Source organism: Sphingomonas sp. PL-96, assembly GCF_020707215.1.
Lineage (GTDB): Bacteria > Pseudomonadota > Alphaproteobacteria > Sphingomonadales > Sphingomonadaceae > Sphingomonas.
On record NZ_JAJFET010000012.1, the window covers coordinates 18214 to 32189 of the forward strand.

The 13976-nt window shown below is 63.4% G+C and carries 8 protein-coding genes; 3 read left to right on the forward strand and 5 right to left on the reverse strand.

Annotation, left to right across the window (positions count from 1 at the left end; all coding sequences use genetic code 11):
• Positions 1–81: 81 nt before the first annotated feature.
• The 3 genes from LK533_RS16430 to LK533_RS16440 all read right to left on the reverse strand — a co-directional run bounded on the left by LK533_RS16430 (position 82) and on the right by LK533_RS16440 (position 5976).
• The gene (locus tag LK533_RS16430; RefSeq protein ID WP_229364154.1) at positions 82–2781 is read right to left on the reverse strand and encodes a glycoside hydrolase family 3 C-terminal domain-containing protein; all 2700 of its coding nucleotides are present in this window, start codon (positions 2779–2781) and stop codon (positions 82–84) included.
• A gap of 143 nt (positions 2782–2924) precedes the next feature.
• Complete coding sequence (locus LK533_RS16435; protein ID WP_229364155.1) at positions 2925–3959, reverse strand: alpha/beta hydrolase; 1035 nt, start codon at positions 3957–3959, stop codon at positions 2925–2927.
• A 985-nt stretch (positions 3960–4944) separates the two neighbouring features.
• On the reverse strand, positions 4945–5976 hold the full coding sequence (locus LK533_RS16440; RefSeq protein ID WP_229364156.1) for an AraC family transcriptional regulator: 1032 nt from the start codon (positions 5974–5976) through the stop codon (positions 4945–4947).
• Positions 5977–6719: 743 nt separating this feature from the next.
• Between LK533_RS16440 and LK533_RS16445 the strand changes: the two genes are divergently transcribed.
• Complete coding sequence (locus tag LK533_RS16445; protein ID WP_229364157.1) at positions 6720–7343, forward strand: TetR/AcrR family transcriptional regulator; 624 nt, start codon at positions 6720–6722, stop codon at positions 7341–7343.
• Here LK533_RS16445 and LK533_RS16450 read toward each other — a convergent pair.
• Entirely contained in the window at positions 7322–7906 is a 585-nt protein-coding gene (locus LK533_RS16450; RefSeq protein ID WP_229364158.1) for a TolC family protein, read from the reverse strand. The genes LK533_RS16445 and LK533_RS16450 overlap by 22 nt on opposite strands.
• A gap of 319 nt (positions 7907–8225) precedes the next feature.
• On the opposite strand from LK533_RS16450, the gene LK533_RS16455 reads away from it, so the two are divergent.
• Positions 8226–11321 (forward strand): glycosyl hydrolase, encoded by a 3096-nt coding sequence (locus tag LK533_RS16455; RefSeq protein WP_229364159.1) that lies wholly within the window; start codon positions 8226–8228, stop codon positions 11319–11321.
• A 556-nt stretch (positions 11322–11877) separates the two neighbouring features.
• A complete protein-coding gene (locus LK533_RS16460; protein ID WP_229364160.1) occupies positions 11878–12321 on the forward strand; it encodes a hypothetical protein in 444 nt (147 codons plus the stop codon).
• Positions 12322–12329: 8 nt separating this feature from the next.
• On the opposite strand, the gene LK533_RS16465 is transcribed toward LK533_RS16460, so the two are convergent.
• Positions 12330–13931, reverse strand: coding sequence for an alpha-N-arabinofuranosidase (locus LK533_RS16465; RefSeq protein WP_229364161.1), 1602 nt, complete (start codon positions 13929–13931; stop codon positions 12330–12332).
• Positions 13932–13976 lie beyond the last annotated feature (45 nt).

The window sequence follows — 13976 nt, forward strand, 5'->3', positions numbered from 1 at the left end:
GGGCATCCCGGTTCGGATTGCCGTCTATCGCCCGGATCGTACGCGCCGCTGCCGCATGGCTCCGGCCGATCCCGCCATAGCTCAGTTCGGCAGCGTCGTCCGCCGTTTCAACACGAGGCTCGCCGTCGAGAACGGCAATCCCTGGTCGGGCTGTCCCCCCCCCACCACGACCGTGTAGCGGCCGGGTGCGACGGCGATCAGCCCGTCCGGCGACACGGAACTCAGATCCCGGGGGCTCAGCTCGAAGCGGAGCCTGCGCCTTTCGCCAGGTCGCAGCGCGACCCGCTGGAAGCCGCGCAACGCGATGTTGGGGGCACCCGGGACCTTCGGAAACCTGAGGTAGAGCTGCGCGACTTCGTCGCCGGCGCGCTTGCCTGTGTTGGTCAGGTCCGCCTCGACGACATAGCCGCCGTCCCGTCCACTGGGCCTGGCCGACACCGGCCCGTAGGCGAAGCGCGTGTAGCTCAGGCCATATCCGAAGGGATAGACCGGTGCGCCGGTGAAGTAGCGATAGGTCCGGTTGGCCATGCGATAGTCGTCGAAGACCGGCAGCTGACCCACGTCGCGGTAGAAGGTGACGGGGAGCCGTCCCGCCGGATTGGCCAATCCCGCGATCGTCCTGCCCACCGCGATCCCGCCCTCCTGGCCCGGGTACCAGGCCTGGAGGATCGCATTGGCATTGGCCTTCGCCCAGTCGAGATTGATCGCGCTGCCGCTCATGTTGACGACGACCAGGGGCTTGCCCGTGGCCTTCGCGGCTTCGAGCAGGCGCCGCTGGTCCGCCGGGAGGTCGAGCGATGTGCGGTCGCCCCCGGCGAAGCCCTCCAGCTTCTGCGTCGCCTCCTCGCTCTCCAGGCTTGAATCGATTCCGACAACCGCGACCAGCACGTCGGCGTTGCTCGCGGCCATACGCAGGTCGGCGATCGGATCGGGGGAGACGAGCTGCCAGTCCAGCTCCGCGAACATGAGGCCGGCCGAGATCGTGGTCACCTCGATCGAGTAACGCTTGCCCGCCTCGAGCCGCACCGTCTTCAGCGTGGCAGTGGTAGAAATGGCTGGTGACAGGCCAATACTGACGTGCTCGATGCCGTCCAGCTTGAGCGTACTGGCCGAGCCGCGGAGACCGAGACGGTAGGTGCCCGAAACTTCCGGCACCAGGAAGCCGGTAGTGACGATCTTGCCGCCTCGCGGCAGGATGGGGCTGGAGAAGCCCTCGGCTTTCAGATTGGGGATCGTCACCGTGCTCGTGGGGGTGGCGGCGAATTTGCCTCCGGCGATGCCGATCGCCTTCTCGAGCAACGAGCGAGGGGCCGGGCCGGGCGGGTTCGCGGTGTCGAAGGTGCGCATGGTGAGCCCCGGGCGCCCGTCGTCCGTCTGGAGGACGTCCTGCGGCACCACGTCGCCATCGGTCAGCGACTCTCCGGCGAGTGCCGAAGTGATGCGCGCGTTGGGAAGCGCCGCACGCAGGCCGTCCAGGACCGTCGGCAGCCGCGACGTGTCGCGCGACGTGTAATTGCCGCGCAAGACGCGGCGCGCGTCGGCGAGCGGGCCGACGACGGCGATCCGCAGCGGCTTGGCGGCCGCCAGCGGGAGGATGCCGTCGTTCTTGAGCAGGACCATCGACTTTTCGGCGGCGGCGAGCGCGAGGGCGGCGTTCTCCCGGGTCGCGAAGGACATGGACGGGGGTGTCGGCGTCGGACCGTCGTCGGCCAGCGTGCCCATCCGGATGCGGGCCGCGACCAGGCGCGTGACCGCCCGGTCCAGCTCGGCGACGGTCAGCTTTCCCTCCTTCACGGCGGCGGCATAATGGCCCGGGCGTCCGAACGTGTCGGGATCGAAGAAGCCCTCGTTCGAACACTCATTGTCCATGCCCGCCCGCACCGCGGCGCCCGCAGCGGCCGAGGCGGTCGGCAGGAACTTGTGGCCCTGGTAGATGTCGGCCACCGCCTCGCAATCGGACACCACATAGCCCTTGAAGCCCCAGTCGCGCCGGAGCGTATCCTGCAGAAGGAACGGGTTCGCGCAGGCGGGCTTCCCGTTCAGGCCGGTATAGGCGCACATGACGGAACCCGCCTTCGCCGTCACCACCGCCTCGCGGAAGGCGGGGAGGTAGGTATCGCGCAGGTCGTGCAGCGATGCGAAATTGTCGGTCCTGTGCCGGGTCGGCTCGGGACCGCTGTGCACCGCGAAATGCTTGGGCGTCGCGACGTTGATCGGATGGTCGGGATCGGGGCCCTGGATCCCGGTGATATAGGCTACACCCATCCTGCCGGTCAGGAACGGGTCCTCGCCATAGGTCTCCTGGCCGCGCCCCCACCTGGGATCGCGAAAGATGTTGATGTTGGGCGACCACAGGTCGCGGCCCGACATCATGCCGACGCGGTCGCCCCCGGCGACCCGGCGGTCGCTCGCCACCCGCGCCTCGGCGGTGATGACCTTGGCCACGTCGTGGAGCAGGGGCGTGTCGAAGGTGGCGGCGAGGCCGATCGGCTGGGGAAAATTGGTCGACTCGGCCTCGGCGATCACCCCGTGCAGCGCCTCGCTCCACCATTGGTAGGCGGCGACATGGAGCCGCGGGATGGCCGAAGAGGTGTTGAGCATCTGGCTCGCCTTTTCCTCTAATGTCATCTTTCGAACGATTTCGGCAGCACGGCGCTCCGGCGTCCCACCATCCTGAGCACTGGCCGCTGGGGTGCCAACTCCCGCGCCGAGCGCCAGCAGCGCGACGCTGTTCCGCAGCACGAGCCGGTAAAAGCCGCGCGAGGCCATTTCACTTTCCATCATGTGCGCAATCTCCCGTCCGGTTTGTGACTGTTCGATCAGGTTCGACCCCGCTTCCGCACCGGCGAGTTACTGCTGCTCGAGTCCGGATCAGCCTCATCAATGGGGCTAGTCTCACGCCCGGCTTTAGGTGCGCTCGCCAATCACGGCTTGAGGTGCTCGCGGAAGAAGGCTGCGGCCCGTGCAACGGCCGTCTTTGACTCGACGGTATTGGACACAATCGCCTGAAAGACGTGCGGCATGCCTTCGTATGCGTCGAGGACCGCCTCGTGCCCACCGCTCCGGATCGCCTGATAGTGCCGCACCGCGGTACTGAGGAAGATTTCGCGCAATCCCACCTGGATCAGCGTCGGCGGGAAGGCCTTCGAGTAGTCACCGTAAACGGGAGACGCATACGGGTTCTTCTGGTCCTCTGGCGCCGCATAGGCGTCTGCAGCCCACGAGAGAGATTCCGCGTCGAGGGTCGGGTCAGCCGCGGCGAGCGTCGTGTAGGTATCGCCGGTCTGCGTGATGTCCGACCACGGGGAGAGCAGCCACAAAGCTCCCGGCAGAGGCAGTCCTTTGTCGCGCATCTTCAGCACCGATCCCGCTGCGAGGCCGCCGCCGGCGGAGTCACCGAACATGCCCGTGTTGCTCGGCGTCACGCCGTTGGCCAAAAGCTCTCGCCAAACGCTGAGGACCTGATCGGTGACGATCTGGAATTTACCGTGCGGCGCCAACGTGTAGTCGATCGAAATGACTTCGTCGCCGGTCGCGTTGGCGATCAGCGCCGCCTGAACGAGTGAGGATCGTGCCGAAAAGCTGACGTAGCCGCCGCCGTGGACATAAATCAAAACCTGTCCAGGGCGGTAATTGGTCGGGCGTATGCGCAGCACGGGAACGCGGCCGATTGTCTCAGTCTTGTAGCTAATATTGAGCGGCTTCACCACGCCGTCGACGAGGGGCAGAATTGCCGCTTCGTTCTGCTTGGCCTGCCGGTCCCATTCTGCTGGTGATGTCGGCCGCGGGCCAGGTTTCTTTGCCATGAACCCGTAGACGAACTTGAGCTGCGCCGCAGTCTCAGGTGATACCGTATTTGGCACCTCCGTCGCAGACACAGCGGCGGTCGTCTGCGCCGTGGCACTCGTTGCGGTGATGCTCAGCGCAGTTACTGCGGCAAGCCTTCCGAGGATATTCATTGCTGGTGCCTTTTCAAGAGAGCAGATCGTGTTGGTTCGTGTCGAAGCATCCAATGAGCTATTGTCTCCCACCCGCAGACAAGTCGTAGCGCAGGGGTAATAACTAGAGCACTTGGCTCGTTTGCAGTTGCAAGGGGGAAAAGGACCTTTCCGATTGGCGAGAGGCTGCGTACCTTTTTCCCGCGCCCGCTGTAGCGTTCCGCGGCCCCACGCGACGGAGTTCGGACGGCCTCATGACGAGTCGCTCTCCACGTTTGCAGGGATGAGGGTTCGGGCAGACCGCGCGGCGGACGGCGAAGCTGCGGCTTCGCTGTGGCAAGCTGCAGAGACAGTGGCGCCCAGAACGCGCCGCCAGTGACAGCCCTCCGCATCTCTCTCCTCAATCGCGCGTACTTTTCGCCGCACGATAAAAAGATGCCTCGCCTTGAACTTTCCGTCAAGATCGGAAGTTTACGTGGGTCCGATGTTGAGGGCCGACGTTTATCGGGCACTTAAGGTTCAAGCTGGCGGAGAGGCTTAGGCTTGAGCAGATCGACGCTGACGGAGAAGGGAGCGATATTGTCGAAGGCCATTTCCCTGGTCGAGCGGGGGATGCGGGCCGCCGCGGCGTTGAGAACCAGCTATTGCGCTCGCTGTTTGGGAAGCCGGGGAGGTCATCCTGATCTCGGGCATGACCGCCGCGCGGCTTAGCCTCAATGCCGAGTTTTTCCAAAAGTGTGCCCATGCCTATGTCTTGGCGGCCGCGTCGGGAGCGCGCATTCAGCAGCTGCCTTGGCTGGTCCGTTGGATTGCAGGCGAGCGACTGCACAAGGATTAGCGCCGCGCCGCCCCCCGTGTTGCAGAGCAATGCCTTCCGGAGGAGGTGGTGGGTTATTGATGGGTCCTGCCGCCTTGCCTCAGCGAAAGGCAGGACAGGGGCGTTCCGCTGCAGCTCCGGTGTCATCAGCGACTGTGGAGAAGGAATTACATTCGAACCCTGACCGGATCACGGGGGCGGGACTAATCCCATATGCGCGGCTCCCTTTGCATCTCGTCGCCATATCGAGGGAGGCACGCCAGTCTGACGCCGAAACGCCTTCGAAAAGGTCGGAAGATCTTCATAGCCCAACAGGTTGGCGAGCTTCGTCAGCGGCATCGACGATGCCTCAAGATGCCAGCAAGCAAGGTCGTGCCGCACATCGCTGGTCAATGCCAGAAAGCTTAGATGCCGCTGCGCGAGGCGCCGCTGTAGCGTGCGAACGCCCATGCCGAGCGCTGCCGCAACCGGTTCAATGCCGTGTCGATGCTCACCCAATCCCTGTGCAATGAGGCTTCGCACCTCCAGCTCAAGGCGTTCCGCCTCGGCCTGCGCAGAGATCCGCGTTTCGGTCGCGCTGCCGACCATCGCCGCCGCCTTTGAGCTAACCGGGAGACGTAGAAGGTCCTCGTCATAGACGAGGCAATCGTGCTCCTGATCGAACAAAGCGGTGCAGCCAAAATGTCTCCAATACTGGATCGGATCAGCCACCCTCGAATGACTGAACTCTACACGAAAGGGTTTTACAGCTGAGCCGCCCAGTTGTCGGTTTATTCGGTTGAAGGTGCAGATGGCCATCTCATGATACTGTTGGCGCGAGGGTCGCTCACAGTGTCCAATGCGACGTACATAGAGTAGCCCCCCGTGACGCTGCATCCGCCAATGCTCGGCGGTGTGATGCAAGGCGATATGTTTATTCAAAATTTCCGACGCTGCCAGCAAGTCGGGCTGAGCCGCGAGCAGCTTGCCCAGCGATCCGATGATGGGCAAGCCTTGCGAAGCCGAAACCCTCATGCCGAAGTCAGGACAGCTGAACCGCACGGACGCCTCGTGCAGCAACCACACCACGCGTTCCAAATCGACCAGAGGAGTGGCTCCGTCCAGGACGCTGGCGTCCAGCCCTACTTCTTGCAACATGGCGGTCGCATCACCGCCCAATGCGGCTACCTCGGTGTCGAAGCCGCGCAGAGATCCTGCCCCAACTAGCGAAAAGACCGGCATGCCAAGCTCCCAAGGCAGCATTACTGGCAATGTCGTCGGCTGACAAGTTAGCGGGAAAAGCTCGGATTAGAAGGTCGGCGGAGTGGAAACGGGGCGAGGGTTGGACGAAAGGCCGCCTTCGGTCGAGTAGCAGTCCCGTTGGCTGGCCGACCCGCGATAGGCCGTGTTCAAGCGAGGTGACCCCATGAGCAGCATCACTGACGCGCGGGTCAGAAGGTCCCATCAAAGCGACAGAATGCGCCTTCACCGATGCAGAGACGGCTGTCCTCAAGCGTATTCGCGTCGGCTCTCGCACGCTTGCTGGGTCGCTCTGACATGGCATGCTTCTCAGAAGAACCGGCTGAGGGCCGCTTGGCAGGCGGTTGGAGAAGCGGCGTGACCGTGAAGGGCACGCTGCTCCACATCGCGCAGGACGATCTACCATTTGGCGTGGTTGGGCCAAGCGGGAACGGCGCATACCACGGGCGGGGGGGCCGCCGGTTCAGTCGTGCCCGGGCGATGCATCAGGTTGGATTCATCAATGCTCTGGAGCGGGTAGGGCCGCTTTCAGGTAGCCTTGCCGCAGCCGTCTCGAGACGGTGACATCGGGGCTTCGACGAGCCCGCTGCGTCCCACGCATACTTCCAGGTGGAAGAAGCAAACCGCTCGTCCGAAATGATCGGCTGAAGGCAGCGGTACATTGGGTTCCGGTCAACGGTTAGACGATAGTTCAATTCGACGCTTTCCGCCATTAATCAGAAGTGATGTATGAAGACCCGCGATCTCGCCTTCTGACCTGCGCCGAAGAAGCTTTCCTGAGTTGCGGCTATGGCGCGACCCGATTGAGCGAAGTCGCGTCGGCGGCAGGTATCTCGAAGAAAACGATCTATCGTCTCGTCGAATCCAAGGCCGCGCTTTTCGCCGCCGTGGTCGAGAAGGTCGTCACCGCTACGGTGCACCCGTCTTCGCTCGATGGCCCCGAAACGGAGGACCCGCAAGCCACCCTGCGCGCCTTCGTGCGCCCCTTCGCCCAACTTGCCCTTTCGTATCGTGGCATTCGAGCGCATCGGCTCGTTCTCACCGAAGCGGTGCAGTTCCCCGAGTTGGCGAAGCACAACGCGGACAATGTGCATGCAGCCGTGGCGGCGCCACTTGCGGCATGGATGGCAAGGCAAGTTGCAGCAGGCGTGCTCAACGTCCCAAACCCCGATATCGCGGTCGGCATGTTGATCGCGATGATTGTCTCCGAACCTTTGCAGGCCGCGGCTCTGGGAATTACGGACGCTCTGCAACCCGAAGCGATCGATGCGCGCGTGGACGAAGGTATACGGCTGTTTCTACTTGGCGCTCAGTGCCCGGCCGAGGTTCAGCGATCGCCGAGGTCCTGATCGATCTCCGCGAGAACAGTTTCATCGAGCGAGCCCGTGGCCGCCGATAGCGCGACGCGGCTGCGTTCGTAGTCCCGAAGGGCGTCGTTGAGGCGCCGCTTGGTGTCAAACACCTGAGCCTGCGCCGCCAAGACGTCGCTTTGTGTCCGGATGCCGATCTCCCGCCCGGTGGCCGCGGCTCTCTCCTGAAGTTCAGCCGACGCAAGTGCCGTCCGTAGTGCCGAGATGCCGGCGACACTGCTCGACTGGCCAATCCATGCCTGCTGCACGTTAAGCCGCACGTCCCTTCGGGCCGCCTCGAGCATCTGTTCGGCGCTGCGAGACTGGGCGGCCGCTTGGCGCTGCTGCGATGACAGTCCGCCTCCGGTGTAGAAGGGTATCGTGAGCCGGACGCCCGCCGAGAGGCTGTTGAAAGCCTCCGGGAAAGGCAAGCGGTTGTCGCCACCCGTGCGCTGCACGCGGGAAGCCGAACCAACGGCATCGACCTTGACCTGTGCCCCCCAGCGATACTGGTCGGCCTTGGCGCGAGCGGCGTCAACTGCACGGGAGCGTGCAACGACCAAAGCGGGTTTCCAGTCCTTACCCCCGCAGCCCACAAAGCCAAAAGGGCTGAATGTCTATCTAGCCCATTAATTGGGGCTTGATCAGGGAGGCGCTTTCCCAAGCAAAAAGCATATGCCGCCGTTCACTTGGGCATGCTTGCGAAAAGTCCCCGGTAATGGCTGACGAGGAGATGCCCATGATAAGCTATTTACTTGCGGTCCGTTCAGTAAGTAACTAGTTTAAATGTCGAGTGGTGTCTGGCGCCGGCCTCGCATGGCTGGGTCGTTATAAGCAGAGAGGGCGCGGGATGAGGATGATGCGACCACACGAGGACGTGGCTTGAGCACAGTTACGGTTCAGCAGGCCGCCAAGCGGCGGTCGTGGCGTTCGCATGTGGCACGTGCTCTCCTGCTCCTGCTCCTTCTGTTGCTGCTTGCCGCGGCGTCGGGTGCCGGCTGGTTCTACTGGCGGGCGAATCAACTCTTTAAGCCCACTCCGATCACGGTCCCCCAGAGCCTCGAAGCTTACGCGGGCGAGCAGCCCATCGAAGGAGTGCCCACCCAGAGCCAGAAGTCGATCGACTGGACGCACCTTGCCGATCCGCCGGTCGATGCCGGACCATACCTCCGTTGGTGGTGGCCGGGCGCCGATGTCGAGGCGGGCGAACTGCGGCGCGAGTTGCAGGTGATCCGAAAGGGCGGCTTCGGCGGAGTGGAAATCCAACCGTTTCTGATGGGGACATTCGCGGTACAGGATGCCGACCCCGCGGCCAAGGCGCGGATTTTGGGGGTGGACAGTCCACGCTACTTCGACCTGGTGCGCGGTGTCATGACCGATGCCGATCGGCTTGGCCTGAAGGTGGACCTAACCCACTATAGCGGATGGCCAGGGGGCAGCCCCGCGGTTACGCCGTTCTTTGGTAGCCAGTCGCTGGCCTGGAGCGAAGCAAGCTTCAAAGGAGGGCGGCGCGTGGAGATCGCCGTGCCGCGGCCCAGGCCGGGCTTGAACGCCTGGGCCAATGTCTTCGCCAGCATCTATTCAGGGCTGGGTGACTTCAACGACTTTGACGCAGGCGCCGCCCAGCTGATGAGTGCGGTAGTGGCTCGGCCGACAGGCGGCGGACACAGTTTGTTCTCGATCAGGGACACCCTGACCCTCGACCCAAAGAGCGTACGCGTGGTCGATGGCATGATCCGCAACGGCCGGTTCAGCTGGGATGCTCCGCCCGGCGACTGGGTGCTGGTCGCGTCATGGATCATGCCGACCGGCGAACAGGCCTCGCTCGCGGCGATGAAGGCGCCTGTCTACATCGTCGACCCGCTCAATGCCCGTGCTGTCGATGCCGAGTACAACTATGTCTACGGACAGAGGACCGGACTTTCGCACTTTTACGGCAAGCCGTTTCGCGCGATCTTCAACGACAGCTTGGAATTTAAGGCCGACCGGATGAGCGCGCGCGACTTCCTCGCCGAGTTCCGGAAGCGCAGAGGGTATGACCTGCGCCCTTGGCTGCCGATCGTCTACCGGGCCTTCGCCGACAACTTCACGATCGGCGAAGTCCTTCCCCATCCTGCCGTAGACTTCCGGATCTCGGCGCAAGACGAGCGGGTGCGTTACGACTATCAGTTGACCCTGTCGGACCTCATAATCGAGCGGTTCGTCGATCGGTCGCGGCGCTGGGCCGCTGCGCGCGGGTTGCTCTCGCGCGGGCAGTCCTACGGCATGGATCTGGACATGGTCCGCGCATTGGGCGCTAACGACATTCCCGAAACGGAGCAACTGTACGCCGGCGGGTCGGATGCCTTCCTGCGCTTCGCCTCGTCCGGCGGGATGCTTTACGACCGCCCGCAGGTCGGCGCGGAGTCGATGGTTTGGGGTAACCAGGACTACGTCGATAACGCCGCCAAGCTGAAGCTGTCCGCGGATCGAATGTTCCTGGCCGGCGTCAACCAGATCGTCTACCACGGATACCCGTACGATTGGCGGCGCGAGGATCGGGCGCGCTGGTTCCTGCCAACTGGATGGGACCCGTGGTCCTCACCCGAGCGATCCGAATACATGTTCTCGGGCAATTACTCCGACCGCTCACCGCTCTGGCCCGACCTGACTCGCCTCAACCGCTACATCGCCCGGGTGCAGAACGCGCTGCGCCAGGGTCAGCAGCAGGCGGACGTCTTGATCTTCTACCCCTTTCTGGGACTGCCGGTAAGCGGCTACGGTCCGGACGACACACGCGAGCCGCTGATGCTCGGCGAGTTCCCGCTCGCGGACCCTGCTGGAGGTGGATCCGGACGAGTGACGCGCGACAAGGCCTCCACCGACGAGCGCGTGGTCTGGCTACGCAAGGTGCAACCCCTGCTCGACGGGCTAGCGCAGCGTGGCATCACCTGGTCCTGGGTCAGCGGCGACGGCATCCGCAATCGGCTGTTGCCCGGTGGCAGGACGCGCGGGGGCGCGCGCTACGGGGGACTGTTGTTCGCCGATGCCGATGCCGTGCATCCCGCAGATCTGGCAGCCGCCAAGGCACTCGCAATCGCAGGCACGCCCGTTATGATCTACGGGCGACCGCCATCGCGGCAGCCCGGACTGGGCGATGCGAATGCGGGTGATCGCCGGGTTCGCGTCGACGCGGCTTTCCTCGCGGCTCGTTCGCCGCTCGACCATTCGCCCAGTAGTGGGGCCAATCGCATCGCCGCGCTGGTTGCCCCATCGTTGCGCTATACTTCTCCCGTGATCCGGCGCTACGAGCGGACCCTTCCAACCGGTCGCCTGCACTTCCTGGCAAACCCGACAGGTGCGCCGCAGCGGGTCCGGCTCGCCGGCGTGGGGCAAAGCGACTGGTGGTTCGACGCCGCCTCGGGCGGAATCGCCCCAACGGCTGTGTCGAGAGACGGCAGCGTCGAGCTCCGCCTGCCGCCTTACGGATCCCGACTGCTTGTTCAAGGTATCGTCAAGCCGGGCGCACCGCGCGAACTACCGGTATTTGCGATGAACTACGGTCGTCGTTGGAACGCCGGTGGGTGGACGATGCAGGTTGGCAGCTTGCGCCGCAGCGGTCTCCCGGATTGGCGCGCCGATCCTGAGCTGCGCTTCCTCGCCGGGCCAGCGACATACCGGGCTAAGCTCACGATGCCAGTAGACCCTGGGCGACGGTACGCGCTGGTGGCGCCTGCGCAGGCAGGGTCGGCGACCCTCTCCATCAATGGACGCGCGGTGGGCTCGATAAGCGTTCCAGGTGCCGACATCGACGTCACTCGACTGCTGCGTTCTGGCGTCAACATAATTGAGGTGCGGTATCGCGCACCGATCCGCAACGCGATGATCGGCGCGTGGAAGAATGGCGACAAGCGGGCCGCGCAGTTCAAGGGTCGCGAAGATGCACTCGTACCTGCCGGACTGCGTGGCGATATCTCAATCGTAGAGCTGACGCCGTAACGGTTGCAACCTTCGGAACCATCTCGGCAGATCCGGGGCTACGCTATCATTGCGTCCATCACCCTTGTCGCGGCTAAGGTCCTTCAGATCGGAAGACGGCGGAGCCTGAAGAACATGGCGGCTCGTGGCGCGCGCACTGTCCCTCATGCTTTGCCCTCCGCACGCGTCCGCTGCCACGCCGATTGCCTACATGGTATGCTGGACGACCTCGTCGTGAGACGGGACTGTCCAATGGGCTCGGCTGGCAGCGCGGGGCTGCTGCCTTCGTTGGCGCTTGCAAAGGGGTAAGAGTGGGGCATACACCCGCCAAAGAGCGAACCTCAGTAAACCAAGCGCACGTGACGTTGACGGCAGGAGGGCAGAACCGCCGGCCCCTGCCGAAGGCTCATCAAGGCGGCCGCGGAATGCCTCTACGACCTGCGACGTACCGCAACCACCATTTCGCTCGTCACGGCGCGAGCCGGTGTAAGCCGCGGCACCGTTCCTATGATTTCACCACCAAGGCCGACCTGATGAAGGCCGCGAGAGACACCGACTATCAGAACGAACGGCAAGTTTGACCAGACAGGCGCAACGCTTATCTCTCGGGAACATTCTGAGCATCTTCCCCGCCACCTCCTATGTTGTTGCGCAGGAAACCTGCGATGCAGACAACGAAATCCTTTGTGCCCTTCATAGTGACGCCGATCTCGCTGGCAAACTGCTTGGGTCAGAAGAGGCGATCGACGATGATGTCGACAGTCGTGGAGCAGACTCTGCAAAGCGCAGCCATATCGGTACAGGCCGCAATTGCAGGTCGCATGCTCGTCGGTGCCGCCGCCTTTCGAAGTCCGCTATCACAGAAATGTTGAGTGATAGTGAGGAACAGTTACAGGAAAGCCTCGCGTTCGTCGACGATCGAATGAGTTTCATGTTGATGGGCCGGCCCCCGGTTAGCGTAGCCGACCGACTGGCGCTGCCAGTACCGTTCGACGCTACAGGTCCGCATGTAAAAAGATGATCGTGAACCTACTGAACCAGCTTTAAAACGCTCACTGATGCGGCGGGCAGCTGCAACGTCAGGACTGAGCCAGCGGCAGCCGCCTTGATCGGGCGCGGCGCCACGGCGTCCGGGGCGTCGAAGCTGTTCGAGGCATTGACCTTGCCCGCGGTCAGCGTCTCACCGACGGCTCCCCTTGCCGTAACGCCGTTCAGGGTAACCGAGACGCGGGCTTCGCGGCTGGGATCGATGTTGGTGACCGCCAGCCAGACGGCACCATCCTTGCCGCGCGCCGCCGTCGCATCCACCCGCGGCAGCGTGACGCCGCCGAACGTGTAATCGCCCGCGCTGACGCTCAGCGGCACCGCCTGCGCGCCCTGGAAGGGCACGTACATGCGAAACACGTGATAGGTCGGCGTCAGGATCATCTTCGCGCCTTCCGTCAGGATCATGGACTGAATGACGTTCACCATCTGCGCGATGTTGGTCATGCGTACGCGATCGGCGTGACGCATGAATATGTTCAGGTTGACCGCAGCCAGTACCGCGTCGCGTAGGGTATTCTGCTGACGCAAAAAGAGGAAGTTTTTGCCCGTCGGTTTGAGCCATGCGCCCCACTCGTCGATCACCATTGCGACCCTTTTCCGCGGGTCGTACTTGTCCATGATCGCGCCGTGTTCGACGATCATGTCGTCCATGAGATAAGTCTTCTTGAGGAGCTGTGCATACTCCTTCTCCCCGAAGTTGACGGAGTCGTCGACCATCGGGAGCGGGGCAATCATGGTATAAAGGTGGAGGGAAAGCCCCTCGATGTTCCAGTAGGGAACGGTGCGTGCCTTCCAGGCGCTCATCACCGCTTCGGCATAGCCTGGGTGACCAAGATCCTGAGCCACGGCGATCCGCTGCATCGGATCGGTGCCAGTTTTGATAAGATCGGTGCGCTGTGCAGGATTGTAGTTCTGCACGAATGCGCTGAAGGGCTTCATCTTCTCGACGTAGCTCTCGGGCGCGAAGCTGCCGCCGCAGCCCCAACTCTCATTGCCTAAGCCCAGATACTTGATCCGCCAGGGCTCCTTGCGACCATTGCGGCTCCGTTCGGCACCAAGTGACGTACGCGCGTCGCCCGTCATGTATTCGAGCCAGGCGGCCGCTTCCTGCACCGTTCCGGAGCCGACGTTCACCGACAGATAAGCTTGGCTGCCGATCTGGTCGACGAAGTCCATGAACTCGTGCGTGCCAAACGTGTTCGGCTCGATGCTGTCACCCCAGCTGGCATTCACTCGCACCTTGCGCTGCGAGGTGGGGCCGACGCCGTCGCGCCAGTGGTACTGGTCGGCGTAGCAACCACCTGGCCAGCGGACGTTGGGCACCTTAAGTGCCCGAAGCGCCTGGACGACATCCGTTCGGATGCCACGGACGTTCGGTATCTTCGATTCGGGACCCACCCAGATGCCGCCGTAGACCCCTTCGCCCAGCATTTCTGCGAATTGCCCGAAGATGTTGGGATTTATGGTAGCGCCCGGCGTATCCGCGTCCAAATGGATTTCAGGTTCGCGCGACTGCGCCGGCGCTTGTGAAGCAATCGTCGCCGTGGACAGGCTTAGCAATACACGCAAAACGACAGTCTTCATGCTTCACCCAGACGACGGTACGTTGATGTAGAATCACGCTGACAC

Coding starts and splice junctions, on each gene's coding strand:
- LK533_RS16430 (WP_229364154.1), bottom strand. CDS start 2,781: ATGGAAAGTGAAATGGCCTCGCGCGGCTTTTACCGGCTCGTGCTGCGG.
- LK533_RS16440 (WP_229364156.1), bottom strand. CDS start 5,976: ATGCCGGTCTTTTCGCTAGTTGGGGCAGGATCTCTGCGCGGCTTCGAC.
- LK533_RS16465 (WP_229364161.1), bottom strand. CDS start 13,931: ATGAAGACTGTCGTTTTGCGTGTATTGCTAAGCCTGTCCACGGCGACG.
- LK533_RS16445 (WP_229364157.1), top strand. CDS start 6,720: ATGTATGAAGACCCGCGATCTCGCCTTCTGACCTGCGCCGAAGAAGCT.
- LK533_RS16435 (WP_229364155.1), bottom strand. CDS start 3,959: ATGAATATCCTCGGAAGGCTTGCCGCAGTAACTGCGCTGAGCATCACC.